Raw genomic sequence first — 24,794 nt, 5'->3', positions numbered from 1 at the left:
GGGCAGGCAGGCCCGTTGTCTGTCCGGGTCAGTGGCAGACTGACCAGCACTTGAGCCCCCTGTCAGGATTGAACTGACGACCGCTCGCTTGGTCAAGGCGCTCCTTCCGCGAACTTCCGCCCGACATGGCCGCACGACCGCGCTGGCTCACGCCTGCGCCGGTGTCGAGTCGGCACGCAGTTCCGACGGCAACACCACGTCGTAGAATCGTCCTGGCTCATCGAGCCGGCCCCGGCCGCGTTAGCTCAGTTGGTAGAGCGTCGCTCTTGTAAAGCGGATGTCGAGAGTTCGAGTCTCTCACGCGGCTCCATCAGCGGCTCCATCAGTGCGCTCCGAAGGGACAGCGTCGTCGCTTGTGTCGATGACCTGTCTCGGGTGCGGAGTCGATTTTCGAAGGCGTCGGCTAAAGGTGTTGTGCACCAATGCATGCCAACAGTCACACCGCCGACGCTTGCTCTTGGAGGCCTGGCTCGACACCGGACTGTATGCCGACGGCCAGTCCTATTGATGCTTCCGCCGCCTGAGCATCCAACTAACGTTCGGCCCGCTCGCTTACCAAGGCGAGTGCTCTACCACTGAGTTAAGGAGGCCGGCAAAAGCCGGGTCCAAGCCTAACCGGTCACTCGTCGGTGTCGACGACGCGCGGCGAGCGCACCGACCGCGACGACGAACGCGGCCGGCGGCCGGGCAGCGGGATGCGGTCGGCGATGTTGCTCAAGGGGTTGACCACCATCGTCAGCGACATCACCGCATCCTGCAGCGTCTCGATCGTCGGCGCCAGGGCCTCCATCCCGGGCGCCAGCCGAGCCAGGGTGTCGGCGACATCGGCCAGCTGCTCCAGCGGCCCGTGCCGGGCGGTCAGCTTGTCGATCAACCCGCCCTCGGCGAGCAGCCGCTCGGCCAGCCCATCCTCGGACAGCACCCGATCGATCAGGCCGTCCTCGGCGAGCAGCTGATCGGCCAGCCCGCCCGGCTGCAGCGCGCGGTGCAGCCCGCCGCCCTCCGCGGTGAGCCGGTCGAGCAGGCCGCCGTCCGACGTCAGCAGGTCGACCACCCCGCCCGGGCGCAGCAGCCGATCCATCGGCCCGTCGGGCGCCACGGCCCGTCCCAGCGGAGCATCCTCGTCGAGCAGCCTGGCGAGCCGATTGGCGCGAATGATCGCGTCGTCGATGCCCAGCATGGACGTCACCGCGTTCGTCCCGTCGTCGCCACCGACGTCGGAGACCGCTCGCTTCGCCACGCCGACCGCCGCGGATGCGACGTTCAGGCTCGCCTCGGCGGTGGCCAGGCCGACTCGCGCGGGAGCGGTCGCGAGCGAGACGATGCTTCTGGCGAGATTCATCCCCCGAGTCTATTGGTAGACGCACACCCATGAACTGCGACTGGTCCAAGCTGATGCGATGATTCCTGGCAGACTACTAGCAGACTGTTGGCAACGAGCTTTCAGGAACTACACAATGATTGCGAAGGCAACGTTCAAGCAAGGGACGGAAGTGACCTCATGACGGCGGGCAGCCCAACCGAAACCAAACCGGAGGCTCGCGTCCTCGTCGTCGACGACGAGGCCAACATCGTCGAACTGCTCTCGGTGAGCCTGAAGTTCCAGGGATTCGAGGTGCACACGGCCACCAATGGCGCGCAGGCCCTGGACCGCGCCCGCGACGCCCGTCCGGACGCGGTGATCCTCGACGTGATGATGCCCGGCATGGACGGCTTCGGGGTGCTGCGCCGCCTGCGCGCCGACGGCATCGACGCCCCGGCGTTGTTCCTGACGGCCCGCGATTCCCTGCAGGACAAGATCGCGGGCCTGACCCTGGGCGGCGACGACTACGTGACGAAGCCGTTCAGCCTGGAGGAGGTCGTCGCGCGGCTGCGCGTCATCCTGCGTCGCGCAGGCAAGGGCGGCGCGGAGCCCCGCAGCGCCCGCCTGACGTTCGCCGATATCGAACTCGACGAAGAGACCCACGAGGTGTGGAAGGCCGGCGAGCCGGTGTCGCTGTCGCCCACCGAATTCACCCTGCTTCGCTATTTCGTGATCAACGCGGGCACGGTGCTGAGCAAGCCGAAGATCCTCGACCACGTTTGGCGCTACGACTTCGGGGGCGACGTCAACGTCGTCGAGTCCTACGTGTCGTACCTGCGCCGCAAGATCGACACCGGGGAGAAGCGGCTGCTGCACACCCTGCGCGGGGTGGGCTATGTGCTGCGGGAGCCGCGCTGAGCAGCCCCTCAAACGGACCGGCGGTAGCGAAGAATATAGAGATGGCGACCAAACCCAAACGCGGAATACCCCTCCGGGTGGGCCTGGTCGCGGCCACCCTGCTGTTGGTGACCTGCGGCCTGGTGGCCTCGGGGATCGCGGTCACCTCGATCCTGCGGCACAGCCTGATCAGCCGGATCGACCAGACGCTGCTCGACGCGTCCCGCGGCTGGGCGCAGGCACCGCGGCGGCAGTCCGGGCCCCCGTACGAGGGCCCCGACCCGGGCCGGCCGCCGTCGAAGTTCTACGTGCGCGGCGTCGGCACCGACGGCACCCCGTTCACGGCCATCAACGACCGCAACTCCGAACCGGCGCTTCCGCCCAGCAACGACGTGGGCCCCAACCCGACGACGCTGCCCTCGGTCAACGGCTCCGACATCCAGTGGCGCGCGGTGTCGGTGCGTGGGCCGCACGGCCTGACCACCGTCGCGATCGATTTGTCCGACCTGCAGCACACCGTCCGTTCGCTGGTTTGGTTGCAGATCGGCATCGGGGTGGCGGTGCTGATCGTGGTCGGGATCGCCAGCTTCGTGGTGGTGCACCGCAGCCTGCGCCCGCTGTATGAGGTCGAGCGAACCGCCGCCGCGATCGCGGGCGGGCAGCGCGATCTGCGGGTTCCCGAGCGGGATCCCCGAACCGAGCTGGGCCGACTTTCGTTGGCGCTCAACGAAATGCTCAGCCAGATTCAGCAAGCGCTGGCGTCCTCGGAGTCCTCGGCCGAGAAGGCCCGCGGCTCGGAGGAACGGATGCGACGGTTCATCACCGACGCCAGCCACGAACTGCGCACACCCCTGACCACCATTCGCGGGTTCGCCGAGCTGTATCGCCAGGGCGCCGCCCGCGACGTGTCCATGCTGCTGTCCCGGATCGAGAGCGAGGCCAGCCGGATGGGCTTGCTGGTGGACGACCTGCTGCTGCTGGCGCGGCTGGACGTGCAACGACCGTTGGAGCAACATCACGTGGACCTGCTGGCGCTGGCCAGCGACGCCGTGCACGACGCTCAGGCGATCGACCCCACCCGCAGCATCACCATGGAGGTCTTCGACGGGCCCGGCGTCCCCGAGGTGCGCGGCGACGAACCCCGCATCCGGCAGGTGCTGAGCAACCTGCTCGCCAACGCCTTGCAGCACACCCCGGACAGCGCCGACGTCGTCGTCCGGGTCGGCACGGAAGGCGACGACGTGGTGCTCGAGGTGGCCGACAAGGGTCCGGGGATGAGCAAGCAGGATGCGTCGCGGGTGTTCGAGCGGTTCTATCGCACCGACTCGTCGCGGGCGCGGGCCAGCGGCGGCACGGGGCTGGGCCTGTCCATCGTCGACTCGCTGGTGCACGCGCACGGCGGCGAGGTCACCGTGACGACCGCTCCCGGGGAGGGCTGCTGCTTCCGCGTCACGCTGCCGCGCATCAGCGACGTGCCCTCGCGCGTTTGAGCTGCGTTTGGTGTTACGCCAGTTGCGCCAGCGCGGCCTTGATCCTGGCCTGCGCCTGGTCGAGGGATTCCGGTGACGGGTTGCGATCCACGTTGGCAAAGCCGAAGTCGCTGAGGCTGCGGGTCGGGAACACGTGGACGTGCAGGTGCGGCACCTCCAGCCCCGCGATGATCACCCCGGCGCGCTCGGTCCGGAACGCCTTGCACACCGCCTTGCCGATCAGCTGGCTCACCGCCATGACCCGCGAGAACACCGCGTTGTCGACGTCCTGCCACTGATCGATCTCCTCGCGCGGCACCACCAGGGTGTGGCCCTGTGTCATCGGCTCGATCGTCAAGAACGCGACGACGTCGTCGTCCTCGTACACGAAGCGGCCGGGCAGTTCACGGTTGATGATCTTGGTGAAGATCGACGCCATGGGCCCAGCATATGTTTCGCGATGTACCGATGAGTTTGGCGGGTGTTGCCGGTCAATCCTACGACGGCCCAGGATGCTAAGGAGACTTCGCGATGTCGCAGGTGCGCGTGCACAACTTCTCGGTTTCTCTCGACGGTTTCGGCACGGGCATGGGGCAAAGCATGGATGCGCCGTTCGGGCACGCCGGCACCCGGTTGCACGAGTGGTTCTTCGCGACGCGCACCTTCCGCGCCATGCACGGCGAGTCGGGCGGGACGACGGGTGTCGATGACGCCATGGCCAGCCAGTGGGGGCCGGGCATCGGCGCCGAAATCATGGGACGCCACAAATTCGGGCCGCAGCGCGGCCCATGGACCAGCGACGAATGGAAAGGCTGGTGGGGTGCCGAGCCGCCATTCCACACCCCGGTGTTCGTGCTTACTCACCACCCCCGCCCCTCGATCGAGATGGAGGGCGGCACCGTCTTCCACTTCGTCGACGCCGGTCCTACGGAATCCCTTGAGATGGCCCGAAAGGCCATCGGCAACTTGGACATTCGTCTCGGTGGGGGACCGTCGACCGTCCGCCGATTCCTCGCCGCCGACCTCGTTGACCATCTGCACATCGTGGTGGTGCCGATCATTCTCGGGCGCGGGGAGCCGCTGTGGGACGGGCTCGAGGGTCTCGAGCGGCGATTCGCAGTGGAGTCGGTGAGCAGCCCCAGCGGCGTCACGCATTTGACCTTCACGCGCCGCTAAGCCACGCCATCACGCAGGGCAATCTCACCGGGCTCGGGCGCATCGGCTGAGCGGATCACTCCTCCTTGCCGAACTTCATGCCGTCGAGGTTCCAGTAGCCGCGCATGTTGGTGATCAGCCCCGCGTCGTTGACCTTGTAGGTGAACACCCCGCGCACCTCGCTGGTGACACCGCCCTCAAACCTGCTGTGCAGCACCAGGATATGGGCGATCTCGTGCGGCGAGCTCGACGGGAATGTTTCCTCGCAGGTGATCGTCAGCCGGTTGGCCGCGATGTTGTTGTCGTAGAAGGCGTCGACCGCCTCCTTGCCCTTCACGCCCTCGCCATCGGGGTTGGTCACGGACTTGCCGATCGGGTCCTCGATGACGACGTCGTCGGCCATCAGCGCCAGCCAGCCGTCCCGGTCGTGGGCCTGCACGCACCGCCACGACGATTGCGACGCGGCCAGCGCCGGGGAGGCCTGGGATGTCTGGGTCATGGTGCTTATCTATCGGCGTCCGTGTAGCGGATCACGCCGCGAATGTTCTTGCCGTCCAGCATGTCCTGGTAGCCGTCGTTGATCTGCTCGAGCCGGTACTGGCGCGTGATCATGTCGTCCAGGTTGAGCTTGCCGGCCTTGTACATCGACAGCAGTTGCGGGATGTCGTATTGCGGGTTTCCGCCGCCGAAGATGGTGCCCTGCAAGTTCTTCTGCATCAGGGTCAGCATCGCCAGGTTCATGGTCACGTTGGTGTCCAGCAGGCTGCCGATGGCGGTCAGCACGCAGGTGCCGCCCTTCTGGGTGATGTTCAGGTAGGCGTCGATGTCGGAGCCCTGCAGCTCACCGACCGTGACGACCACCTTGTGGGCCATCAGGCCGTAGGTGACCTCGGCAATGCCGGCCAGCGCGGCGTCGATGTCGGGGTAGACGTGGGTGGCGCCGAACTTCAGCGCCTGATCGCGCTTCCACTCCACCGGGTCGATCGCGAAGATGTAGCGGGCGCCGGCGCTCACCGCACCCTGCAGCGCCGCCATGCCGACGCCGCCCACGCCGACGATCGCGACGTCTTGGCCCGGGCGGATGTCCGCGGTGCGGACTGCCGAACCGTAGCCGGTGGTGACGCCGCAACCCACCAGCGCGGCCACCTCGAAGGGCACCGACGGGTCGATCTTCACCACCGAGCTGCGGTGCACGACCATGTACGGCGAGAACGTGCCCAGCAGCGTCATGGGGTAGACGTTTTGGCCGCGCGCCTGGATGCGGAAGGTGCCGTCGGACACGGCGGCCCCGGCGAGCAGCCCGCCCCCCAGGTCACACAGGTTGCGCATGCCGGCCTGACAGGTCGGACACTGCCCGCACGACGGGATGAACGACAGCACCACGTGGTCGCCCGGCGCAAGGTCTTCCACACCCGGCCCGACCTCGGTGACGATGCCCGCGCCCTCGTGCCCGCCGAGCACCGGGAAGCCCGCCATCGGGATGCCGCCGGTGACCAGGTGATGGTCGGAGTGGCACATGCCCGCCGCTTCCATCTGGATCTTGACCTCGTGCGCCTTCGGGTCGCCGATCTCGATCTCCTCGATGGACCACGGCTGGTTGAATTCCCAGATCAGTGCGCCTTTTGTCTTCACGTTGGACCTGACCCCATTTCGCCTTTGAATTGAGACTGCCCGACCGATCCTGCCTGGCAGCGGTGGTGACGGGTGCCACAGGGCACTCCTGTCGCGTCAGCATAGCGCGTGCGACAAATCAAATGCTTGGTTGGTCCGCTCACCAGATCGGGACCGGCGCCTCGCCGAGCGGGTAGTAGCCCGGCAGCCTCTCACCGGCCAGGCCGCGCTCGATCCGCTTCTGCATGCCGGCGGACAACTTGCCCTCCTTCATCAGCTTCATGTACAGCGCCGAGACGTGACCGAAGTCGAAGAAGTCGCGCTGCCACCCGATGAGCTTGTCCGCGTTCAGCCGAAACCAGCTGCCGCCGATGCCGTAGATCTCCTGCCGGCCGCCGTCGCCGTCCACCACGACCTGCTTCCAGAAACCGACGATCTCACCCTGCCGGTCGTCGATGAGCACCTTCTGATACGGGTACTGCCAATTCTCCAGGCCCTCCATCTCCAAGCCGAGCGCGATGTCGCGGATCTCGTCGATCCCGACGCACATCACGTCCTCCTTGGGCCCGATGTTCCAGCCATAGGTGGCGTCGGGAGCGTAGAACTCCGCCAGCGGTTTCCAGTCGCCTGCCTGCTCGCAGTCCTTGTTGGCCTGCAGCCAGGACTGCACCCAGTCGTCGAGTTCCTCGCGTTGGAATGACGCCATGTCCTAATCTTCTTTCTCTTTGATGAATAGTGCTCGGGTTGGGCACATTTCGACGGCCCGCTCGACTTCCTCGCGGGCCTCCTCGGGCGGCTCGGCATCGAGCACCTCGACCTTGCCCCGCTTGGGCACCCGGAAGTAGTCGGGCGCCTCCAGTTCGCACATCGCGTGGCCCTGGCACAGATCCAAGTCCGCTTCGACTCGGTAACCCATCGTCACTCCCTGTGCAGGCGGCGGTAGCGCACCTTGGCGGGCCGGGCCAGCTGCACCACCATCTTGGAGTGGTCGTTGCGATAGCTTTCCGGCGGCTGCGCCATCTCGAACTCATACTCGCGCAACAGAACCGAGAAGATCGCCTTGATCTGCATGGTCGCGAACGCGGCGCCGACGCAACGGTGCCGGCCCGCGCCGAACGGAATCCAGGTCCACCGGTTGGCGAGGTCGGCCTGCTCGGGTTTGTTGTACCGGTCCGGGTGGAAGCCGTCCGGGTCGGGAAAGTCCTCGGGAAGCCGGTTCGAGATCGCCGGGGACGCGGCGACGTAGTCGCCGTTGCGGATCGGGAAGCCCTCGACCTCGAAATCGCCCTTGGCGACCCGCATCAGGATGATCAGCGGCGGGTGCAGCCGCAGGGTCTCCTTGACCACGTTGTCCAGCTTCGGAATCTGGCGCAGCGCATGGAAACTCACCTCCTGGCCGTCGGCGTACAGCTCCTCCAGCTCGGCGCGTACCTCGGCGTAGACGTCGGGGTGGCGGATCAGCTCGATCAGCGTCCACGCCGAGGTGCCCGAGCTGGTGTGGTGCCCGGCGAACATCAGCGAGATGAACATCCCGGTGACCTCGTCGGCGGAGAAGCGCGGATTGCCCTCCTCGTCCTTGATCGAGACCAGCACGTCGAGCATGTCGCGATCGCCTTTTCCCTTGGGCGGGTTGGCGATCCGCTGGTTCATGATCTCCTGCACCAGCCCGACGAGCTTGACGCGGGCCTCGTCGCGGCGCCGGAAGCTTTCGATCGGCAGGTACGGGTCGACGTAGCACAGCGGGTCGGTGCCCCGTTCCAGGTCGTGGTAGTACTCCGCGAACCGGTGGTCGAGTTGCTCGCGGAACTTCAGCCCGATCAGGCAGGCCGTCGAGGTGTAGATGGTCAGCTCGGCGAAGAAGTCGAGTAGCTCGATCTCGCCCTCGTCGCCCCAGTCGGCGATCATCTTCTTGACTTCGCCCTCGATGGTGACCGCGTGGCCCTTCATCTGCTCGCCGCGCAGCGCCGAGTTGTGCAGCATCTCCTTGCGCCGTTCCGGGCTGGCGTCGAACACGACGCCCTTGCCGAAGATCGGCGTCATGAACGGGTACGCCTCGGCCTGGTCCAGATCCTCGTCGGCGGAACGGAAGAAGAACTCGTTGGCGTTCGCGCCGGACAGCAGGATGACGCGCTTGTCGGCCAGCTGGAATTCGCCGACGTCCCCGCACTCGTCGCGGGTGCGCTGCATAAGGCCGATCGGATCGGTGCGGAACTCCTCGAGATGACCGTGTTCGTCTTGGCCGCCGGAAACCCGCGGCACGATGGCGGTTGTCATGTGTCCAATGCCTTTTCATCCAGTTTCAGTTGCTGGCGCTCCTTCGTCGCGGCCAGGGGCGCCTCGGGCTGCAGTTCCATGTTCACCACGAAGCCCCCCCGGGGCGTCTCGGCGACGAACGTGATCGCCCGGGCCAGATCCGACGCCCGCAGGAAGTAGTCGTGGCGCGCCTGACCCCATTTCGCCCAGTCCTCCAGCGCCGGGCCGATCGCCTCGGCGGGCAGGCTCCAGCCCATCCCCGTCTTCGTGGGACCGGGGTGCACGATCGAGGCTCGCACCCCGGTTCCCTCGAGCTCCATCTGCAGGTTGGTGACCATCGCCACCAGCGCCGCCTTGGCGGCACCGTAGGCGCCCATGTGCGGGCGCTGGCGCAGCGCGACGTCGGAGCCGACGAAGATGAGGTCGCCGCGCCGGCGCTCGACCATGCCGGGCAGCACCGCGGTGGCCAACCGGTTCGCCCCGATCAGATGGATCTGGATCTGCGATTCGAAAGTCTCGGTGTCGATTTCGTGCAGCCGCCCGAAGTACGTGTCGCCGGCGCCGGTGACGAGGACCTCGATGTCACCGAGCTGCTCGGTCGCCTGATGGACGAATCCCTTGACCGATTCGGGGTCGGTGACGTCGAGCGGCAGCGCGATCGCCTCGCCGCCGTCGGCGCGGATCTTCTCGGCGATCTCTTCGCACTTCTCGACGCGCCGCGCCCCCAGGGCCACCGGAAAGCCGTGGGCGGCAAGCTCGGTGGCGGTGGCGGCCCCGATGCCCGACGAGGCGCCGGCGACGATCGTGGGCCGGCGCGCCGGATGTGGTTCGAAGCGGGGCATTCAGGCGACCTCCACCGTGATCGGAAGGTGAGCGAATCCGCGGACGTTGCTGGAGTGGACGCGGACGGCGTTGGCCTCGTCGACCTGATATCCGCGGATTCGCTTGAACAATTCGGTCAGCGCCACCCGGGCCTCCATCCGGGCCAGGTGCGCGCCCAGGCAGAAGTGGGCGCCGCTGCCGAAACTCAGGAGCCTGGGCCCGATGTCGCGCCCGATCACGTAGTCGTCGGGGTTGTCGAACACGCGCTCGTCGCGATTGCCCGACCCGGGCAGCAGCAGCAGGACGTCCCCTTCGGGCAGGGTGGTGTCGTAGAGGGTGAGCTCGCCCGACACGGTGCGGGCCAGGATCTGGCTTGACGTGTCGTAGCGCAGGGTCTCCTCCACCCACAGCGGAACCCGGGACAGGTCGGCGTAGACCGGGGCCAGCTGATCGGGATTCTTGTGACCCCAAAACGCGGCGTTGGCAAGGAGTTTGGTGGTGGTCTCGTTGCCGGCGATCACCATCAGGAACATGAAGCCGAGAATCTCCTGGTCGGTGAGCCGGTCGCCGTCGATCTCGGCGGTCAGCAGCGCCGACGTCAGGTCCTCGGTCGGCTTCTTGCGGCGCTCGGCGATCATGTCCTGGTAGTAGACGATCAGGTTGATCGACGCCTCGATCGCCGAGGCCGGCACGTCGTTGACGCCGTCCTCGCGATGCATCACGCCGTCGGCCATCGCGCGGATGCGGTCGCGGTCTGCCAGCGGCACGCCCATCAGCTCGGAGATCACGTCCATCGGCAGCTTGCCGGCGAATTCCGCGACGTAGTCGACGGTTTCGGAGCCGGCCTTCTCCAGCATCGCGTCGAGGTGCTGCACGGCCAGCTCGGTGACCCGCGGCTCGAGCTCCCGGATCCGGCGCGGCGTGAAGCCTTTCGACACCAGCGTGCGCAAACGCAGATGGGCGGGGTCGTCCATCGCCAGGAACGACATCGTCTTCGACGCGTGTGGTCCGCGGGACACCGGGTCCAGCGACACGCCGTCGCGGTTGGACAGCGTCGTGCTGTTCCGAAAGCCTTGCAGCACATCCTGATGCCGCGACAACGCCCAGAACTTCAGCTTCTCGTTGCGGTACAGCGGGGCCTCGTCGCGCAGCCGCTTGTAATACGGGTAGGGATCCTCGTGGAAGTCGTAGTCGTAGGGATCGAGGACCAATTTGTGGTCTCCAACGTGCACCGTCATGTGGTGGTCGACTCCTGGCTCGTCTCGCCGGCCCCGGCCAGGATGAGGCGCACCACATAGGTCAGCCGGTCGGCGATCTCGTGATAGGTGAATTCGCCGCTGCCCGCCTGCACCAGCGCGCCGAAGAAAGCCATCTCGAGCGCGGACACGGTGGTGGGGTTGGCGCCCGGGCCGATCGCGGTCGAGATGCGACGGTGGATCTCCGCGCCGATGCGGTCGCGCGCGGCGCTGACGGCCGGATCGGCACCGCCGCCGAGCAACGCCGTCGTGCACGCCGCGCTGACCTCCGGCTCGTCGGCGACGACCAGGGCCAGGTGCCGCAGCGCCTTGTCCACCCGCGCGGGCATGGGCTCGTTGACGTCGGTGAAGTAGGGGACCTGGCGGACCAGGTCGAGGTACACCTCGGCGATCAGGTGGTTCTTCGATGAGAAGTAGGTGTAGGCGGTGGCCGGGGCCACCTTGGCGCGGGCGGCCACCGCGCGCACCGTCAGGTCGGCATAGGACTTCTCGCGCAGGGTCTCGATGCCGGCGGCGAGCACCTTGCGGAAGGTCTCCTCCTGGCGCCGGTTGCGCGGCGCCTGGCCGGTCTGGTGCTCGGCTTGGGACGTGATCGTCACCAGGGCATCGCTGGACACCTGTCCAAGCTACCGGATGGGGAGCGCGTCAGGCAAGGATGATTGCCGAATAGCCTGGTAATGAGCCTTTATTTCGTGTCGGCGGGGCGCTTGCGAGATCGGGCCTTGCAGCGACGGCGGCCCGGCGGCTATGGTGCGGTGAGACGATATCGGACAACTGTCTACTCAGGCGTTGTGGAATTTCCCTTGAAATCGACGGGAGCGGGAGATGGCCCTGTTGGCCGACGGTGTTAGTGCCCTTTTCATCGACGGCAAGATGTCGACGGGAAATGCGGGCACCTTCCCGACGATCAATCCGGCCACCGAGGAGGTGCTCGGCGTCGCCGCCGACGCCGACGCCGACGACATGGGCCGCGCCATCGACGCAGCGCGCCGCGCCTTCGACGAGACGGACTGGTCCCGCAACACCGAGCTGCGGGTGCGCTGCGTTCGGCAGCTGCGCGAGGCGATGCAGCAGCACCTCGAAGAACTGCGGGAGCTGACGATCGCCGAAGTCGGCGCGCCGCGGATGCTCACCGGCATCGCTCAGCTCGAAGTCCCGGTCAACGACCTGGCGTTCGCCGCTGACACCGCCGAATCCTACGTCTACAACCAGGATCTCGGCGAGGCGTCGCCGATGGGCATCCCCACCCGGCGCACCATCGCCCGCGAGGCCGTCGGCGTCGTCGGCGCCATCACCCCGTGGAATTTTCCGCACCAGATCAACCTCGCCAAGATCGGGCCCGCGCTGGCCGCGGGGAACACCGTCGTCCTCAAGCCCGCCCCCGACACACCCTGGTGCGCCGCCGTGCTGGGGGAACTCATCGCCGAGCACACCGATTTCCCGCCCGGGGTGATCAACATCGTCACCTCCAGCGATCACGGTGTCGGCGCATTGTTGGCCAAAGACCCTCGGGTGGACATGATTTCGTTCACCGGGTCGACGGCCACCGGGCGCAGCGTGATGGCCGACGGCGCCGCGACCATCAAGAAGGTCTTTCTCGAGCTGGGCGGCAAGTCGGCGTTCGTCGTGCTCGACGACGCCGACCTGGGCGCCGCGGCCGGCGTGGCGGGGTTCTCCGTGTGCATGCACGCCGGCCAGGGCTGCGCGATCACCACCCGGCTGGTGGTGCCGCGGGAGCGCTACGACGAGGCCGTCTCCATCGCGGCCGCGACGATGGGCGGCATCAGGCCCGGCGACCCCACCGACCCCGGAACCGTTTGCGGGCCACTGATTTCGGCCAGGCAACGCGATCGGGTGCAGGGCTATCTCGACTCGGCGATCGCCGAGGGCGGGACGTTCGCGTGCGGCGGGGGCAGGCCGGCCGACCGCGACGTCGGTTTCTTCATCGAGCCCACCCTGATCGCCGGGCTGGACAACGACGCCCGCTGCGCGCGCGAGGAGATCTTCGGCCCCGTCCTGACGGTGATCCCCCACGACGGCGACGACGACGCCGTGCGCATCGCCAACGACTCGCCATACGGCTTGTCGGGCACCGTGTTCGGCGCCGACCCCGACAGGGCCGCGCGGGTTGCCGCGCGGGTCCGGGCGGGCACGATCAACGTCAACGGCGGCGTCTGGTACTCCGCCGACGCGCCGTTCGGCGGCTACAAGCAGTCCGGAAACGGTCGCGAGATGGGCTTGGCCGGTTTCGAGGAGTACCTGGAAACCAAAACCATTGCGACAGCGGTCAACTAGAGGAGCTTGCAAGCATGCGGTTTGAGAACAAGGTCGCCATCGTCACCGGATCGGGCGGCGGCATCGGCCAGGCCTACGCCGAGGCGCTGGCCCGCGAGGGCGCGGCGGTTGTCGTGGCCGACATCAACGCGGACGCGGCCGAGGGGGTGGCCAAGCAGATCACCGCCGACGGCGGCACGGCGCTGGCCGTTCCGGTCGACGTGTCAGATCCGGAGTCGGCCAAGGCGATGGCCGATCGCACGCTGGCCGAGTTCGGTGGGATCGACTACCTCGTCAACAACGCGGCGATCTTCGGGGGCATGAAGCTGGACTTCCTGCTGACTATCGACCCCGAGTACTACAAGAAGTTCATGAGCGTCAACCTCGACGGTGCGCTGTGGTGCACCCGCGCGGTGTACAAGAAGATGACCAAGCGCGGCGGGGGCGCGATCGTCAACCAGTCGTCCACCGCCGCGTGGCTGTACGCCAACTACTACGGCCTGGCCAAGGTCGGCATCAACGGCCTGACCCAGCAGCTCTCGCGGGAGCTGGGCGGCCGCAACATCCGGATCAACGCGATCGCGCCCGGTCCCATCGACACCGAGGCCAACCGGACCACCACGCCCAAGGAGATGGTGGACGACATAGTCAAGGGGCTTCCGTTGTCGCGCATGGGAACTCCCGACGACCTGGTCGGCATGTGCCTGTTCCTGCTGTCCGACGAGGCCTCGTGGATCACCGGGCAGATCTTCAATGTTGACGGCGGACAGATAATTCGATCATGAGTCAAGACGTGAAGCTCGGCTACATCGGCCTGGGCAACATGGGAGCGCCGATGGCCAAGCGGCTGGTCGACTGGCCGGGCGGGCTGATCGTATTCGACATTCGCGCCGACGCGATGGCGCCGTTCGCCGAGGACGGCGCCCAGCTGGCCGACAGCGTCACCGATGTCGCGCAGGCCGACATCATCAGCATCACCGTCCTCGATGACGAACAGGTGCGGGAGGTGGTCGGCGCTCTGGCCTCCAACGCCAAACCTGGCACCGTGTTCGCGATTCACTCCACGATCAGTGACACCACCGCCGTCGAGCTGGCTAATGAGCTTGAACCGCAAGGCTTTCACGTCGTCGATGCTCCCGTCAGCGGTGGTGGCAGGGCGGCCAAGAAGGGCGAGCTGGCGGCGATGGTCGGCGCCACCGACGAGGCGTTCGCGATGGTGCAAGGACCCTTCTCGCAGTGGGCTTCCTTGGTAATCCATGCGGGTCAACCGGGCGCCGGAACGCGGATGAAGCTGGCCCGCAACATGCTGCACTACATTTCGTTCGCCGCTGCGTGTGAGGCATCGAGGTTGGCGGAGAAGTGTGGGTTGAATCTGCAAGATCTCGGGCAGGTGGTGCGTCACACCGACGCCATCACCGGTGGCGCGGGCTCGATCTTGTATCGCGATGACACGAAGCCCATCCCGCCGGACAGCTTTCTCTATCAGCCGTTCCTGCACGCGCGCGTACTGGGCGAGAAGGATCTGAGCCTGGCGCTGGCACTGGGGCAGACGGTTTCGGTAGAACTTCCCTTGGCGGCGGTTGCGTTGGAACGGCTGGCCGATGGCCTCGGGGTGCCGCACACGGAGAAAGAGACGTAAATGGACGAGCTGCGCCGCAAGGGCCTCGAGAAGATGAACGAGGTCTACGGCTGGGAGATGCCCAACGTCGAGGGCGACGCCTACTTCGACCTGACCGTCGACCACCTCTTCGGCACCATCTGGAACCGGCCGGGGTTGTCGATGCGCGAGAAGCGCATCATGACGCTGACCGCCGTGACCGCCATCGGAAATCGCGACCTGGCCGAGATCCAGATCAACGCCGCACTGCTCAACGGGGAACTCACCGAGATCGAGCTGAAGGAGATGGCCGTCTTCCTCACCCACTATCTCGGGTTCCCACTGGGTTCGGCGTTCAACGGCGCGGTCGACACCGTCGTGGCAAAGCGCAAGAAGGCCGCGGCGAAGGGCTCCGGGGAGGACAAGAAGGCCAACGTGGACGCGGCTGTCAACATGCACAGGGGCAAACCGCGCGACTGAGCCAGCGCCACCTCCCCGAGCGTGAAACTGTTGCGATTTTCGGGCGGCGGATTCACCACAGTTTCACTCTCGGCGCGACGAGACCAGCCCGCCCGATAGAGTGACGTTTCGTGCGCGTCCTGGTGATCGGCTCCGGTGCCCGTGAACATGCCCTGCTGCTCGCGCTGGGGCGGGACCCGCAGGTCACCGGGCTGGCCATCGCCCCCGGCAACGCCGGCACCGCGCGGCTGGCCGAGCAGCACGACGTCGACATCACCTCCGGCGAGGACGTCGTCGCCCTGGCTCGCGAGGTGCGGGCCGACCTGGTGGTCATCGGTCCCGAGGTGCCGCTGGTGCTGGGGGTGGCCGACGCCGTCCGGGAGGCCGGCATCGTCTGCTTCGGCCCCGGCAAGGACGCCGCCCGCATCGAAGGCTCCAAGGCGTTTGCCAAGGAGGTCATGGCGGCAGCCGGTGTGCGCACCGCCGCCAGCGAAATCGTCGACAGCCCAGCCCTTCTGGATGCAGCCCTGGACAGGTTCGGTCCGCCGGCGGGCGACCCGAACTGGGTGGTGAAAGATGACCACCTGGCCGCCGGCAAGGGCGTGGTGGTGACGCCGGACCGCGACGTCGCGCGCGCACACGCGGCCGGGCTGCTCGAGGCCGGTCATCCGGTGCTACTGGAGTCCTATCTGGACGGCCCCGAGGTGTCGCTGTTCTGCGTCGTCGACGGCGCGACGGTGGTGCCGATGCTGCCGGCGCAGGACTTCAAGCGGGTGGGCGAGGGCGACACCGGACCCAACACCGGCGGCATGGGCGCCTACGCGCCGCTGCCGTGGCTTCCCGACGGCGTGTGCCGGGAGGTGGTCAGCGACATCGTCGAACCCGTCGCCGCCGAACTGGTCAAGCGCGGCAGCCCGTTTTGCGGATTGCTGTATGTCGGGCTGGCCATCACCGCGAAGGGGCCGGCGGTCGTCGAATTCAATTGCCGCTTCGGCGATCCGGAGACACAGGCCGTGCTGGCCCTGTTGGATTCGCCGCTGGGTCAGCTGCTGCACGCGGCGGGCAGCGGCGCCCTGGCCGACTTCGGCGAGCTGCGCTGGCGCGACGGTGCCGCGGTGACGGTGGTGCTGGCGGCTGAAAACTATCCCGGGCGGCCCCGGGTCGGCGACGTCGTCGTCGGCTCCGAGGCCGACGGGGTGCTGCATGCCGGGACAACCCGCCGCGACGACGGCGCGATCGTCTCGACGGGCGGCCGGGTGCTGTCGGTGGTGGGCACCGGCGCCGACCTGGCCGCGGCCCGCGCCCGGGCCTACGAGATCCTTTCCTCGATTCGATTGCCCGGCAGCCATTTCCGCAGCGACATCGGGCTGGCGGCGGCGGAGGGCAAGGTCAGCGTTTAGAACGCGGCGGCCTGCCCGTCACGGCGCGGGTCGCTGGCGGCGAGGTACCCGCCGTCCAGGCGCCAAATCGCCTGGCAGCTCCCGAACTGGTTGTAGTCGTCCACGGCGACCAGATCGTGCCCGCGGCGCCGCAGCTCGTCCAGCGTCGACGGTGGGAAACCTTGTTCGCAGCTGACCTGCGTCCCGTGCACCCAACGGAACCGCGGGCCGTCACACGCCGCCTGCGGGTTCTGGCCGTGGTCGGCGATGCGCACCATCACCTGCACATGGCCCTGTGGCTGCATGGTGCCGCCCATCACCCCAAAGCTCATCACGGGTTGGCCGTCCCTGGTGACGAAGCCCGGGATGATCGTGTGATAGGGCCGCTTGCCCGGGCCGACCCGGTTCGGATGCCCCTGGGCCGCAGCGAAATCCGCGCCCCGGTTCTGCAGCGAGATCCCGGTGCCCGGCACCACCACCCCGGAGCCGAACCCCATGTAGTTCGACTGGATCATCGACACCATCATCCCCGCGGCGTCGGCGGCGGTCAGATACACGGTGCCCCCCGCCGGGCTGCCGGCGGCCGCGGGCTTGGCCCGGCCGCGGTCGATGAGCGCGGCCCGCTGCCGCAGATATTCCTTGTCCAGCAGGCGATCCGCGGGGAACGGCATGTGGTCGGCGTCGGCGACATAGGCCTGCGCGTCGGCGAAGGCCAGCTTGACCGCTTCGATCTGCAGGTGGACGCTATCGGCGGAATCGGCTGGCAGCGAGGACATCTCGAACTGCTCCAGGATTCCCAGCGCGATCAGGGCGACGACGCCCTGTCCGTTGGGCGGTATCTCGTGGACGGTGTATCCGCGGTAGGTGGTGTCGATGGTGCCGACCCAGTCGGCGCGGTGGGCGGCGAGGTCGTCGGCGCGCATGGCGCCGCCGTGGGCCGCCGCGTGCGACGCCAGCTTGTCCGCCAGTTCGCCACGGTAGAACGCCTCGCCGCGGGTGGCGGCGATCCTCTCGAGCGTCGCCGCGTGGTCGGGAAACCTGAACAGCTCACCGGGTTTCGGCGCCCGCCCGCCGGGCAGGAACGCCTCGGCGAAGCCGGGCTGCCCCCGGAAGAACGGAACCTGCGCCGCCCATTGCTCGGCGACGGTGGGTGAGACGAGGAAGCCGTCGCGGCCGTAGCAGATCGCCGGTTCGAAGAGTCTCTCGAACGGCAGCCTGCCGAACTTGGCGTGCAGCTCGGTCCACGCCGATACGGCCCCGGGCACGGTCACCGAATTCCAGCCGAGCGCGGGAACGGCGTTGCCGCCGAAGTACTCTGGCGTCCAGGCCGCGGGTGAGCGGCCCGACGCGTTCAGCCCGTGCAGTCGCGTGCCGTCCCAGACGATCGCGAAGGCGTCCGAGCCGATGCCGTTGGACACCGGCTCCACGATGGTCAGGGTGATGGCCGCGGCGACGGCGGCGTCCACCGCGCTGCCGCCCTCGGCGAGCATTCGCAGGCCGGCCTGCGCGGCGAGCGGTTGCGACGTGCACACAACGTTGGCCGCCAGGACGGGCTTGCGCGGCCAGGCGTAGGGCAAGTCCCAGCCGAACGGTGCGCTCACGACCAAAACCCTAGGCCGTCAGCAGAGGCGCCATCCAGGTCAGCTCTGCCGGCAATTGCGAGCTCCAGAACCCCGGGTTGTGCCCGCCGGGGGAGAAGCCGCCCGCGGGTGGGTTGGGCAGTTGCGCGATGAACTGCTTGGTCGCCGCGTAGAACGGATCGCTGTCGCCGCAATCCACCCGGATCGGGATCGACGCCAGCGCAGGCATTCCGAACACCGAGTTCGCGGCGAAGTCGTCGGCGCCGTCGAACGCGCCGGGCGCGGCCGCGCCGGGGGACAGCCACAGCGCCGGGCTCACCGCGCAGATCGCCGCGGTGCGTGCGGGACCCAGCCGCCCGCCCAGCAGCAGGGCGCCGTAGCCGCCCATCGACCAGCCCAGGAACGCCACCCGCGACGTGTCCAGGCGTTGCGAGTCCAGCATCGGGATCAGCTCGTCGAGCACCATTGCCCCGGAGTCTTCGCCGGATGCCCTCTTGTGCCAATAGCCGCCGCCACCGTCGACGGCGACCACCGCGAACGGCGGCAGCCCGGCGTTGACGGCCTGGGCCAGACCCTGCTCGACGCCGCCGGCCATCACGCTGGACGCGTCGCTGCCCTTGCCGTGCAGCGCGATCACGGGCCGCAACGCCCTGGTCTGCCCCGGCGGGCGCGCGATCGCCCAATTGGTCGGGATCCCGCCGCGCGCCGCCGACACGAACGAACCCGTGGTCATCGTCGGCGCGGCCTCGGCCGGCGGCGGCTCGAGCGGCGCGGGTGCGGGCGCGGGCGCCAACGGGACCCGGGTGCCGGCCGTCGCCTCGGGTGCGGCGTGAGATGTGCGCGGCTGGAACAGGATGTCGAGCCCGTAAACACCGGCCGCGCCGGCGGCCACGCTGACACCGAGACCGAGCACTGCGCGGCGGCTCAAGTCGGGCATTGGGCCATCATGCCATGGGCGTTTGGCCAAAATGGCATCGCAGTACCACTTTTACTGGCACCATAGCTAGTCGTGACAGCAGCAGCAGTGACCCCGAAAGGGGAACGCCGGCGGTACGCGCTCGTCAGTGCGGCCGCCGAGCTGCTAGCCGAAGGCGGGTTCGAAGCGGTGCGGCACCGAGCGGTCGCTCAGCGCGCCGGCCTGCCGTTGGCGTCCACCACCTACTACTTCTCGTCCCTCGACGATTTGATCGCCCGCGCGGTCGAACACATCGGCATGATCGAGGTGGCGCAGTTGCGGGCCAGGGTGAACTCGTTGTCCCGGCGGCGGCGCGGGCCCGAGACCACGGCGGAGGTGCTGGCCGAGTTGCTCGTGGAGGACGTGTCCAGTCCGGGGCTCGCGGAGCAACTGATCTCGCGGTACGAGCGGCTGATCGCCTGCACCCGGCTGCCCGCGTTGCGTGAGACCATGCGCCGCAACCTGCGTCAGCGCGCCGAGGCCGTCACCGAGGCCATCGAGCGATGCGGCCGCTCCGTGCACATCGAACTGGTCCGCACGCTGCTGTGCGCCGTCGACGGTTCGGTGGTTTCCGCGTTGGTCGAGGGTCGCGATCCCCGCAGGGCCGTGGAGCAGACGGTGGTCGAACTGATCGAGGTGCTGGCGCCGATCGATCAACGGCACGTGCCCATCTGAGCTAGGGCAGCGACGGCGTCACGATGTACCCGGTGGCGAAGTCCCCGTAGAGCGTGACATCGGCCGGGCGGCGCTGCGCGTACAACGCCACATAGGCGCAGACGACGGCGTCGACGGGATCCTCGGCGCGGCGCAGCTCGCTCTTGCGTTGCGCGGCGACGACGCCCCGGCGCAGCGCGACCCAGCCGTCGTGGCCGGCGACGCGCAGCGGGATCGGGGCGTGTGCAAGCCGTTCGACGCCGTCCATCAGCAGCAACAGCTCGGATTTGAGCCGGTCCACGCTGCGGCCGGGCTTCGCCTTGTATTTCAGCGTCCGCTCCAACCGGAACAGGGCGACCGTCGCGGCGTGCGGGTAGACCTCGATGGCGCGCCGCGCCGCCAACGACCGAGGATTCAGATCGAGGCCCAGCGCCGCAGCCAGTCGGCCGCCGCGCGGGCCGTCGGCGAATTCGGGTTTTCCGGTGTTGCAGGGGTGGGCACCGGCCTGGAACCTGCGGAAGTCGCGGTTGAGCGCGGTCTCGGCGGGACGCTGGCCCGTCGGGTTGGTCACCACCAGCGGCGCATCGAAGGCGACCACGCAATCGCCCCGCACGTAGGGGTGCAACGCGGCCAGGATCTCGTCGTCGTTGCGGACCGCGGCCACGCTCACCAGAACACCGCCGGAGTCGACGACGGCGACGCCGGTCGGGTTGCGACCCGCCCAGGCGAGGTCGACGCCGACGAAGTACATCAGCCCAGATTGCCGCGAAACTGCAACTACCGACACCATTACTCGGCGAATGCGTCGCCAGTTGCAGTCTCGCGGTGTTGGGCGAACCGTAAGCTGTTCCTTTGTGAGCATTCCGAACGTGCTGGCCGCGCGGTATGCCAGCGCCGAGATGGTCGCCATCTGGTCGCCGGAGGCCAAGGTCGTCGCGGAGCGGCAGCTGTGGCTCGCGGTGCTGCGCGCACAGGCGGAACTGGGCGTGCCGGTGCCCGCGGAGGCGATCGCCGACTACGAACGGGTGGTCGGCGACGTGGACCTGTCGTCGATCGCGGCCCGCGAGAAGGTGCTGCGCCACGATGTGAAGGCCCGCATCGAGGAGTTCAACGCGCTGGCCGGTCACGAGCATGTGCACAAGGGGATGACCAGTCGTGACCTGACCGAGAACGTGGAGCAGCTGCAGGTGCGGCGGTCGCTGGAACTGGTTTTCGCGCATGGCGTTGCGGTGGTGGCGCGGCTCGCCGAACGGGCGGTCACGTACCGCGACCTGGTGATGGCCGGCCGCAGCCACAACGTCGCCGCGCAGGCCACCACGCTGGGCAAGCGGTTCGCTTCGGCCGCGCAGGAGACGCTGATCGCGCTGACCCGGCTGGGGGAGTTGATCGACCGCTACCCGCTGCGCGGGATCAAGGGCCCGATGGGCACCGCGCAGGACATGCTCGACCTGCTCGACGGCGACGCCGCCAAGCTCGCCGAACTCGAGGGCCGCGTCGCCGACTTCTTGGGCTTCGCAACGGTTTTGACCAGTGTGGGGCAGGTGTATCCGCGTTCGCTGGACCACGACGTGATCTCCGCGCTGGTGCAACTCGGCGCCGGACCGTCGTCGATGGCCCACACCATCCGGTTGATGGCGGGGCACGAACTGGTCACCGAGGGGTTCGCGCCGGGGCAGGTGGGGTCGTCGGCGATGCCGCACAAGATGAACACCCGCAGTTGCGAGCGGGTGAACGGCCTGCAGGTGGTGCTGCGCGGCTACGCGTCGATGGCGGCGGAACTGGCCGGCGCGCAGTGGAACGAGGGCGACGTGTTCTGCTCGGTGGTGCGCCGAGTTGCCCTGCCGGACAGCTTCTTTGCCATCGACGGGCAGATCGAGACGTTCTTGACGGTGCTCGACGAGTTCGGCGCCTACCCGGCGGTGATCCAGCGCGAATTAGACCGTTATTTACCGTTTTTGGCCACCACGAAAGTGTTGATGGCGGCGGTGCGCGCCGGCATGGGGCGCGAGGCCGCACACCACGTGATTCGCGAACACGCCGTGGCGACGGCGCTGGCGATGCGGGAACGCGGCGCCGAGCCCGACCTGCTGGACCGGCTGGCCGCCGACGAGCGGCTCCCGCTGGACCGCGCCGCGCTGGACGCCGCGCTGGCCGACAAGAAGGCGTTCACCGGTGCGGCCGGCGACCAGGTCGACGACGTCGTCACGATGGTGGACACCCTGGTGGGCCGCTACCCCGACGCGGCCAAGTACACCCCGGGCGCGATCCTGTGACTCTCGCCGGCATCGACTTCACCGATCTGGACAACTTCGCCAACGGGTTTCCGCACGAGCTGTTCGCCATCCACCGGCGAGAGGCGCCGGTGTACTGGCACCCGCCGACCGACAACACCCCCGACGGCGAGGGCTTCTGGTCGGTCGCCACCCACGCGGAAACGCTTGAGGTGCTGCGTGATCCGGTGACCTACTCCTCGGTCACCGGCGGCGACCGGCCGTACGGCGGGACGCTGCTGCAGGACCTGGCCATCGCGGGCCAGGTGCTCAACATGATGGACGACCCGCGGCATTCGCAAATCAGGCGGCTCGTCAGCTCCGGGCTGACGCCCCGGATGATCGGCCTGGTGGAGGACGACCTGCGGGCCCGGGCGCGCCGACTGCTGGACGCGGTGGTGCCCGGCGAACCCGTCGACTTCCTGGTCGACATCGCCGCCGAACTGCCGATGCAGATGATCTGCATCCTGCTGGGAGTGCCGGAATCCGAACGGCATTGGCTCTTCGAGGCCATCGAGCCGCAGTTCGACTTCGGCGGCTCGCGCAAGGCGTCCCTTTCGCAGCTGTCGGTCGAACAGGCCGGCTCGCGGATGTACGAATACGGCCAGCAGTTGATCGCCGCCAAGCGGGCCGAGCCGACCGACGACATGCTGTCGGTCGTCGCCAACGCGACGCTCGAGGACGCTCCGGCCCTGTCGGACATCGAGCTGTACCTGTTCTTCAGCCTGCTGTTCAGCGCCGGGGCGGAGACGACGCGCAACGCGGTCGCCGGTGGGCTGCTGGCGCTGGCCGAGCATCCGGAGCAATTGCGCGCGCTGCGCGGCGATCTCGGCATGCTGCCGACGGCGGTGGAAGAGATGGTCCGCTGGACGTCACCGTCGCCGTCGAAGCGGCGCACCGCCACGCGCGATGTCACGCTCGGCGGGCACACGATCGAGGCGGGGCAGAAGGTGCAGATCTGGGAGGGCTCGGCCAACCGCGACGCCAAGGTGTTCGACCGCGCCGACGAATTCGACATCGCCCGAAAACCGAACCCGCACCTGGGCTTCGGCCAGGGTGTGCACTACTGCCTGGGCGCGAACCTGGCCCGGCTGGAACTGCGGGTTCTCTACGAGGAACTGCTGTCGCGGTTTTCCGGCGTGCGCGTGGTGAAGCCGGTCGAGTGGACGCGCAGCAACCGGCATACCGGAATCCGTCACCTCGTCGTGGAACTGGCTGCGGGACAGTGACATTCCGGCTCGCCAATGTCGAGCCGTCACCCGATGTGTTCGCCGCGGTGATGGCGACCGGAATCCTGTCCGTCGCCGCTGCCGACCACCACTACCGCCAAATCGGCGACGCGATGGGTGTTCTCGCATCCCTGGGCCTGCTGGTTCTCGTCGCCCTGGTGATCGTCACGCGGCAGTTCACCCGCTGGGACCTGAAGGATCCCGACGTCACGCTGCGGTTGTTCACGTTCGTCGCCGCGTGTGCGGTGCTGGACAGCCGGCTGACGTCGCGGCCGGTAATGGCGCACGCGCTGGGTGTGGTGGCGCTGGTGGCGTGGCTGGCGCTGATCGTGCTCGGCGCGCGCAACATGTCGGCGCTCACGTGGCCGGGGTTGCGGGACCGGGCGCACGGCGCGTGGGAGCTGGCCAGCGTGGGCACCTCGGGTCTGGCGATCGTGGCCGCCAAGGCGGCCCGGCATGCGTCCGGGCACTGGTGGCTGGCGGTGGCCGTGCCGGTATGGGTGGCCGCGCTGTGCATCTACGGCCTGATGACCTGGCTGATCGTGTGGCGCAGCATCGCCCAGCGGCAGGACCGCGACGGGTTCGAACCGGACACGTGGATCCTGATGGGCGGCTTGGCCATTGCGACACTGGCCGGCGACGGCATCCACGGCCAGGCCCCCGGCTGGCTGGCCGGCCTGGTGCTCGTCGTCACGGTGGTGACCTGGGTGGCCGCCACGCTGTGGATTCCGCCGCTGATCTATTTCGGCCTGCACCGGATCAGCCGCCGCCCCGAAATGCTGCGCTTCGCCGGCGTGTGGTGGGCGTTCGTCTTTCCGCTGGGCATGTACTCGGCGGCCAGCTACACCATGGCGGCCGAGATCGGGCAGGGGTCGCTGGTCACCGTGTCGCTGGTGTTTTTCTGGGACGCGTTGGCGGCGTGGCTGATTGTCGTCGTCGCCGGGCTCCTGCTGGCGATGCGCGGTCGTTAGCCCGCGCGCAGCGTGATCCCGGCCGACCGCAGTTCGAGCGCGGCCAGCGCCCGGATGGTGACCGGGTCCTCGCGGCGCCACCCGCCGACCGGGTCCGGACCGATGGCGGTCAGCTTGCGGGGCGGCCGGTTGGTCAGGGCCCGCAGCGCCAGCAGTTGCTCGCCGGCCGGGGTGGCGGCCAGCGCGGTAACGGTTCGCTTGCGCCGGAAGAAGCGGAGCCTCAGCAAAAGCCACGGCACGACCGCCACCAGGATCGGGAGCGCGACGACCGCCATGGCGAGCAGCACCGCGAGCCAGCTCGCCGTGGTGGCCAGGTCGTTTCCGGCGCCCGCGATGTCCAGGGCGGCCTGGCTGGCGGCGGTGAGCGGCTTGCTGACCGCGTCGCCCACCAGCGGAATGTGCTGCGCGCCATGGCCGGCCGAGGCCAGGTTGCCCGCGATGCCGTGCGCGCCGCTTTCGACCTGCCGCCCGGCCTCGGCGATCGTCGATATCGCGTCGTAGACGGCCACGCCGACGAGCAGCCAGATCGCCGTCCACACGGCGACCGCGAAGTCGCTGAACAGTTGGGCCAGCAGCCGGGCGGGCCTGGTGGAATAGGGCAACAACGGGGATGTCATAGCTAAATACCAGCACAGCTCCCGGGACGGGGCCCGCCGTGCG

The 24,794-nt window shown here is 68.3% G+C and carries 26 protein-coding genes and 1 tRNA gene; 13 read left to right on the top strand and 14 right to left on the bottom strand.

The window, feature by feature from the left end:
• Nucleotides 1-234 precede the first annotated feature (234 nt).
• Nucleotides 235-310, top strand: a tRNA-Thr gene (locus tag AC5Y6X_RS04030).
• 309 nt (nucleotides 311-619) lie between these two features.
• Here the strand turns inward: AC5Y6X_RS04030 and AC5Y6X_RS04025 are convergent.
• The gene (locus AC5Y6X_RS04025) at nucleotides 620-1,342 is read right to left on the bottom strand and encodes a hypothetical protein (protein WP_499984715.1); all 723 of its coding nucleotides are present in this window, start codon (nucleotides 1,340-1,342) and stop codon (nucleotides 620-622) included.
• 159 nt (nucleotides 1,343-1,501) lie between these two features.
• On the opposite strand from AC5Y6X_RS04025, the gene phoP reads away from it, so the two are divergent.
• Both phoP and AC5Y6X_RS04015 read left to right on the top strand, forming a co-directional pair.
• The gene (gene phoP / locus AC5Y6X_RS04020; protein ID WP_499984713.1) at nucleotides 1,502-2,221 is read left to right on the top strand and encodes a two-component system response regulator PhoP; all 720 of its coding nucleotides are present in this window, start codon (nucleotides 1,502-1,504) and stop codon (nucleotides 2,219-2,221) included.
• Nucleotides 2,222-2,262: 41 nt separating this feature from the next.
• Nucleotides 2,263-3,690: a sensor histidine kinase gene (locus tag AC5Y6X_RS04015; RefSeq protein ID WP_499984711.1), complete on the top strand. Its 1,428-nt coding sequence runs from the start codon at nucleotides 2,263-2,265 to the stop codon at nucleotides 3,688-3,690.
• Between the two features lie 13 nt (nucleotides 3,691-3,703).
• Here AC5Y6X_RS04015 and AC5Y6X_RS04010 read toward each other — a convergent pair whose 3' ends face one another.
• The gene (locus AC5Y6X_RS04010; protein WP_499984710.1) at nucleotides 3,704-4,108 is read right to left on the bottom strand and encodes an HIT family protein; all 405 of its coding nucleotides are present in this window, start codon (nucleotides 4,106-4,108) and stop codon (nucleotides 3,704-3,706) included.
• A 92-nt stretch (nucleotides 4,109-4,200) separates the two neighbouring features.
• On the opposite strand from AC5Y6X_RS04010, the gene AC5Y6X_RS04005 reads away from it, so the two are divergent.
• Nucleotides 4,201-4,845, top strand: coding sequence for a dihydrofolate reductase family protein (locus AC5Y6X_RS04005; protein WP_499984708.1), 645 nt, complete (start codon nucleotides 4,201-4,203; stop codon nucleotides 4,843-4,845).
• 55 nt (nucleotides 4,846-4,900) lie between these two features.
• On the opposite strand, the gene AC5Y6X_RS04000 is transcribed toward AC5Y6X_RS04005, so the two are convergent.
• The 8 genes from AC5Y6X_RS04000 to AC5Y6X_RS03965 all read right to left on the bottom strand — a co-directional run bounded on the left by AC5Y6X_RS04000 (nucleotide 4,901) and on the right by AC5Y6X_RS03965 (nucleotide 11,383).
• Entirely contained in the window at nucleotides 4,901-5,323 is a 423-nt protein-coding gene (locus AC5Y6X_RS04000; protein ID WP_499984706.1) for a ketosteroid isomerase family protein, read from the bottom strand.
• 5 nt (nucleotides 5,324-5,328) lie between these two features.
• Nucleotides 5,329-6,456: an NDMA-dependent alcohol dehydrogenase gene (locus AC5Y6X_RS03995; protein WP_499984704.1), complete on the bottom strand. Its 1,128-nt coding sequence runs from the start codon at nucleotides 6,454-6,456 to the stop codon at nucleotides 5,329-5,331.
• 139 nt (nucleotides 6,457-6,595) lie between these two features.
• Entirely contained in the window at nucleotides 6,596-7,141 is a 546-nt protein-coding gene (locus AC5Y6X_RS03990; RefSeq protein ID WP_499984702.1) for a Cif family virulence factor, read from the bottom strand.
• Nucleotides 7,142-7,144: 3 nt separating this feature from the next.
• Nucleotides 7,145-7,351 (bottom strand): ferredoxin Fdx, encoded by a 207-nt coding sequence (gene fdx, locus AC5Y6X_RS03985; RefSeq protein WP_324673599.1) that lies wholly within the window; start codon nucleotides 7,349-7,351, stop codon nucleotides 7,145-7,147.
• 2 nt (nucleotides 7,352-7,353) lie between these two features.
• On the bottom strand, nucleotides 7,354-8,709 hold the full coding sequence (gene cyp51, locus AC5Y6X_RS03980) for a lanosterol 14-alpha demethylase (protein ID WP_499984701.1): 1,356 nt from the start codon (nucleotides 8,707-8,709) through the stop codon (nucleotides 7,354-7,356).
• Nucleotides 8,706-9,530, bottom strand: a complete 825-nt coding sequence (locus AC5Y6X_RS03975) for an SDR family oxidoreductase (RefSeq protein WP_499984699.1) — start codon at nucleotides 9,528-9,530, stop codon at nucleotides 8,706-8,708. Before AC5Y6X_RS03975 ends, cyp51 begins: the two co-directional genes overlap by 4 nt.
• Nucleotides 9,531-10,748 carry a cytochrome P450 gene (locus tag AC5Y6X_RS03970; RefSeq protein ID WP_499984697.1) on the bottom strand — a complete coding sequence of 406 codons (1,218 nt, stop codon included), beginning with the start codon at nucleotides 10,746-10,748 and terminating at the stop codon, nucleotides 9,531-9,533.
• On the bottom strand, nucleotides 10,745-11,383 hold the full coding sequence (locus AC5Y6X_RS03965; RefSeq protein WP_420715799.1) for a TetR family transcriptional regulator: 639 nt from the start codon (nucleotides 11,381-11,383) through the stop codon (nucleotides 10,745-10,747). Before AC5Y6X_RS03965 ends, AC5Y6X_RS03970 begins: the two co-directional genes overlap by 4 nt.
• Nucleotides 11,384-11,591: 208 nt before the next feature.
• On the opposite strand from AC5Y6X_RS03965, the gene AC5Y6X_RS03960 reads away from it, so the two are divergent.
• From AC5Y6X_RS03960 to purD, 5 genes are all read left to right on the top strand, one after another.
• Nucleotides 11,592-13,061 (top strand): aldehyde dehydrogenase, encoded by a 1,470-nt coding sequence (locus AC5Y6X_RS03960; RefSeq protein WP_499984695.1) that lies wholly within the window; start codon nucleotides 11,592-11,594, stop codon nucleotides 13,059-13,061.
• A 14-nt stretch (nucleotides 13,062-13,075) separates the two neighbouring features.
• Nucleotides 13,076-13,825: an SDR family oxidoreductase gene (locus tag AC5Y6X_RS03955; protein ID WP_499984694.1), complete on the top strand. Its 750-nt coding sequence runs from the start codon at nucleotides 13,076-13,078 to the stop codon at nucleotides 13,823-13,825.
• Entirely contained in the window at nucleotides 13,822-14,679 is an 858-nt protein-coding gene (locus tag AC5Y6X_RS03950; RefSeq protein ID WP_499984692.1) for an NAD(P)-dependent oxidoreductase, read from the top strand. Before AC5Y6X_RS03955 ends, AC5Y6X_RS03950 begins: the two co-directional genes overlap by 4 nt.
• On the top strand, nucleotides 14,680-15,117 hold the full coding sequence (locus AC5Y6X_RS03945) for a carboxymuconolactone decarboxylase family protein (RefSeq protein ID WP_324673612.1): 438 nt from the start codon (nucleotides 14,680-14,682) through the stop codon (nucleotides 15,115-15,117).
• Nucleotides 15,118-15,227: 110 nt separating this feature from the next.
• Nucleotides 15,228-16,496 carry a phosphoribosylamine--glycine ligase gene (gene purD / locus AC5Y6X_RS03940; protein WP_499984690.1) on the top strand — a complete coding sequence of 423 codons (1,269 nt, stop codon included), beginning with the start codon at nucleotides 15,228-15,230 and terminating at the stop codon, nucleotides 16,494-16,496.
• Here purD and AC5Y6X_RS03935 read toward each other — a convergent pair.
• Together AC5Y6X_RS03935 and AC5Y6X_RS03930 are read right to left on the bottom strand one after the other, a co-directional pair.
• Entirely contained in the window at nucleotides 16,493-18,076 is a 1,584-nt protein-coding gene (locus AC5Y6X_RS03935; protein WP_499984688.1) for a gamma-glutamyltransferase family protein, read from the bottom strand. The two genes, purD and AC5Y6X_RS03935, sit on opposite strands and share 4 nt — an antisense overlap.
• A 10-nt stretch (nucleotides 18,077-18,086) precedes the next feature.
• The gene (locus AC5Y6X_RS03930; RefSeq protein WP_499984685.1) at nucleotides 18,087-18,992 is read right to left on the bottom strand and encodes an alpha/beta hydrolase-fold protein; all 906 of its coding nucleotides are present in this window, start codon (nucleotides 18,990-18,992) and stop codon (nucleotides 18,087-18,089) included.
• A gap of 72 nt (nucleotides 18,993-19,064) precedes the next feature.
• Here AC5Y6X_RS03930 and AC5Y6X_RS03925 point away from each other — a divergent pair, with 72 nt between their 5' ends.
• On the top strand, nucleotides 19,065-19,685 hold the full coding sequence (locus AC5Y6X_RS03925) for a TetR/AcrR family transcriptional regulator (RefSeq protein WP_324673620.1): 621 nt from the start codon (nucleotides 19,065-19,067) through the stop codon (nucleotides 19,683-19,685).
• A gap of 1 nt (nucleotide 19,686) precedes the next feature.
• On the opposite strand, the gene AC5Y6X_RS03920 is transcribed toward AC5Y6X_RS03925, so the two are convergent.
• Complete coding sequence (locus AC5Y6X_RS03920) at nucleotides 19,687-20,415, bottom strand: DUF429 domain-containing protein (RefSeq protein ID WP_499984680.1); 729 nt, start codon at nucleotides 20,413-20,415, stop codon at nucleotides 19,687-19,689.
• 103 nt (nucleotides 20,416-20,518) lie between these two features.
• Here AC5Y6X_RS03920 and purB point away from each other — a divergent pair, with 103 nt between their 5' ends.
• From purB to AC5Y6X_RS03905, 3 genes are read left to right on the top strand one after another with little or no spacing between them, the layout of a single operon-like run.
• Nucleotides 20,519-21,937, top strand: a complete 1,419-nt coding sequence (purB, locus tag AC5Y6X_RS03915) for an adenylosuccinate lyase (RefSeq protein WP_499984678.1) — start codon at nucleotides 20,519-20,521, stop codon at nucleotides 21,935-21,937.
• Nucleotides 21,934-23,163 (top strand): cytochrome P450, encoded by a 1,230-nt coding sequence (locus tag AC5Y6X_RS03910; protein ID WP_499984677.1) that lies wholly within the window; start codon nucleotides 21,934-21,936, stop codon nucleotides 23,161-23,163. The genes purB and AC5Y6X_RS03910 overlap by 4 nt, the downstream gene beginning before the upstream one ends.
• Nucleotides 23,160-24,134 carry a tellurite resistance/C4-dicarboxylate transporter family protein gene (locus AC5Y6X_RS03905; RefSeq protein ID WP_499984675.1) on the top strand — a complete coding sequence of 325 codons (975 nt, stop codon included), beginning with the start codon at nucleotides 23,160-23,162 and terminating at the stop codon, nucleotides 24,132-24,134. Before AC5Y6X_RS03910 ends, AC5Y6X_RS03905 begins: the two co-directional genes overlap by 4 nt.
• Here the strand turns inward: AC5Y6X_RS03905 and AC5Y6X_RS03900 are convergent.
• Entirely contained in the window at nucleotides 24,131-24,751 is a 621-nt protein-coding gene (locus tag AC5Y6X_RS03900; protein WP_499984673.1) for a hypothetical protein, read from the bottom strand. The two genes, AC5Y6X_RS03905 and AC5Y6X_RS03900, sit on opposite strands and share 4 nt — an antisense overlap.
• Between the last annotated feature and the right edge of the window lie 43 nt (nucleotides 24,752-24,794).

The sequence above is a fragment of the Mycobacterium sp. NGS26 genome (assembly GCF_059813025.1).
The sequence above is the reverse complement of the archived record's forward strand: the minus strand, read 5'-3'. Positions and strand labels throughout refer to the sequence as shown.

What these genes read in the sequence shown, in the direction of transcription:
- AC5Y6X_RS04025 (WP_499984715.1), bottom strand. Translation starts at nt 1,342, where the DNA reads ATGAATCTCGCCAGAAGCATCGTCTCGCTCGCGACCGCTCCCGCGCGA.
- phoP (WP_499984713.1), top strand. Translation starts at nt 1,502, where the DNA reads ATGACGGCGGGCAGCCCAACCGAAACCAAACCGGAGGCTCGCGTCCTC.
- AC5Y6X_RS04015 (WP_499984711.1), top strand. Translation starts at nt 2,263, where the DNA reads ATGGCGACCAAACCCAAACGCGGAATACCCCTCCGGGTGGGCCTGGTC.
- AC5Y6X_RS04010 (WP_499984710.1), bottom strand. Translation starts at nt 4,108, where the DNA reads ATGGCGTCGATCTTCACCAAGATCATCAACCGTGAACTGCCCGGCCGC.
- AC5Y6X_RS04005 (WP_499984708.1), top strand. Translation starts at nt 4,201, where the DNA reads ATGTCGCAGGTGCGCGTGCACAACTTCTCGGTTTCTCTCGACGGTTTC.
- AC5Y6X_RS04000 (WP_499984706.1), bottom strand. Translation starts at nt 5,323, where the DNA reads ATGACCCAGACATCCCAGGCCTCCCCGGCGCTGGCCGCGTCGCAATCG.
- AC5Y6X_RS03990 (WP_499984702.1), bottom strand. Translation starts at nt 7,141, where the DNA reads ATGGCGTCATTCCAACGCGAGGAACTCGACGACTGGGTGCAGTCCTGG.
- fdx (WP_324673599.1), bottom strand. Translation starts at nt 7,351, where the DNA reads ATGGGTTACCGAGTCGAAGCGGACTTGGATCTGTGCCAGGGCCACGCG.
- cyp51 (WP_499984701.1), bottom strand. Translation starts at nt 8,709, where the DNA reads ATGACAACCGCCATCGTGCCGCGGGTTTCCGGCGGCCAAGACGAACAC.
- AC5Y6X_RS03975 (WP_499984699.1), bottom strand. Translation starts at nt 9,530, where the DNA reads ATGCCCCGCTTCGAACCACATCCGGCGCGCCGGCCCACGATCGTCGCC.
- AC5Y6X_RS03970 (WP_499984697.1), bottom strand. Translation starts at nt 10,748, where the DNA reads ATGACGGTGCACGTTGGAGACCACAAATTGGTCCTCGATCCCTACGAC.
- AC5Y6X_RS03960 (WP_499984695.1), top strand. Translation starts at nt 11,592, where the DNA reads ATGGCCCTGTTGGCCGACGGTGTTAGTGCCCTTTTCATCGACGGCAAG.
- AC5Y6X_RS03955 (WP_499984694.1), top strand. Translation starts at nt 13,076, where the DNA reads ATGCGGTTTGAGAACAAGGTCGCCATCGTCACCGGATCGGGCGGCGGC.
- AC5Y6X_RS03950 (WP_499984692.1), top strand. Translation starts at nt 13,822, where the DNA reads ATGAGTCAAGACGTGAAGCTCGGCTACATCGGCCTGGGCAACATGGGA.
- AC5Y6X_RS03945 (WP_324673612.1), top strand. Translation starts at nt 14,680, where the DNA reads ATGGACGAGCTGCGCCGCAAGGGCCTCGAGAAGATGAACGAGGTCTAC.
- AC5Y6X_RS03930 (WP_499984685.1), bottom strand. Translation starts at nt 18,992, where the DNA reads ATGCCCGACTTGAGCCGCCGCGCAGTGCTCGGTCTCGGTGTCAGCGTG.
- AC5Y6X_RS03920 (WP_499984680.1), bottom strand. Translation starts at nt 20,415, where the DNA reads ATGTACTTCGTCGGCGTCGACCTCGCCTGGGCGGGTCGCAACCCGACC.
- AC5Y6X_RS03900 (WP_499984673.1), bottom strand. Translation starts at nt 24,751, where the DNA reads ATGACATCCCCGTTGTTGCCCTATTCCACCAGGCCCGCCCGGCTGCTG.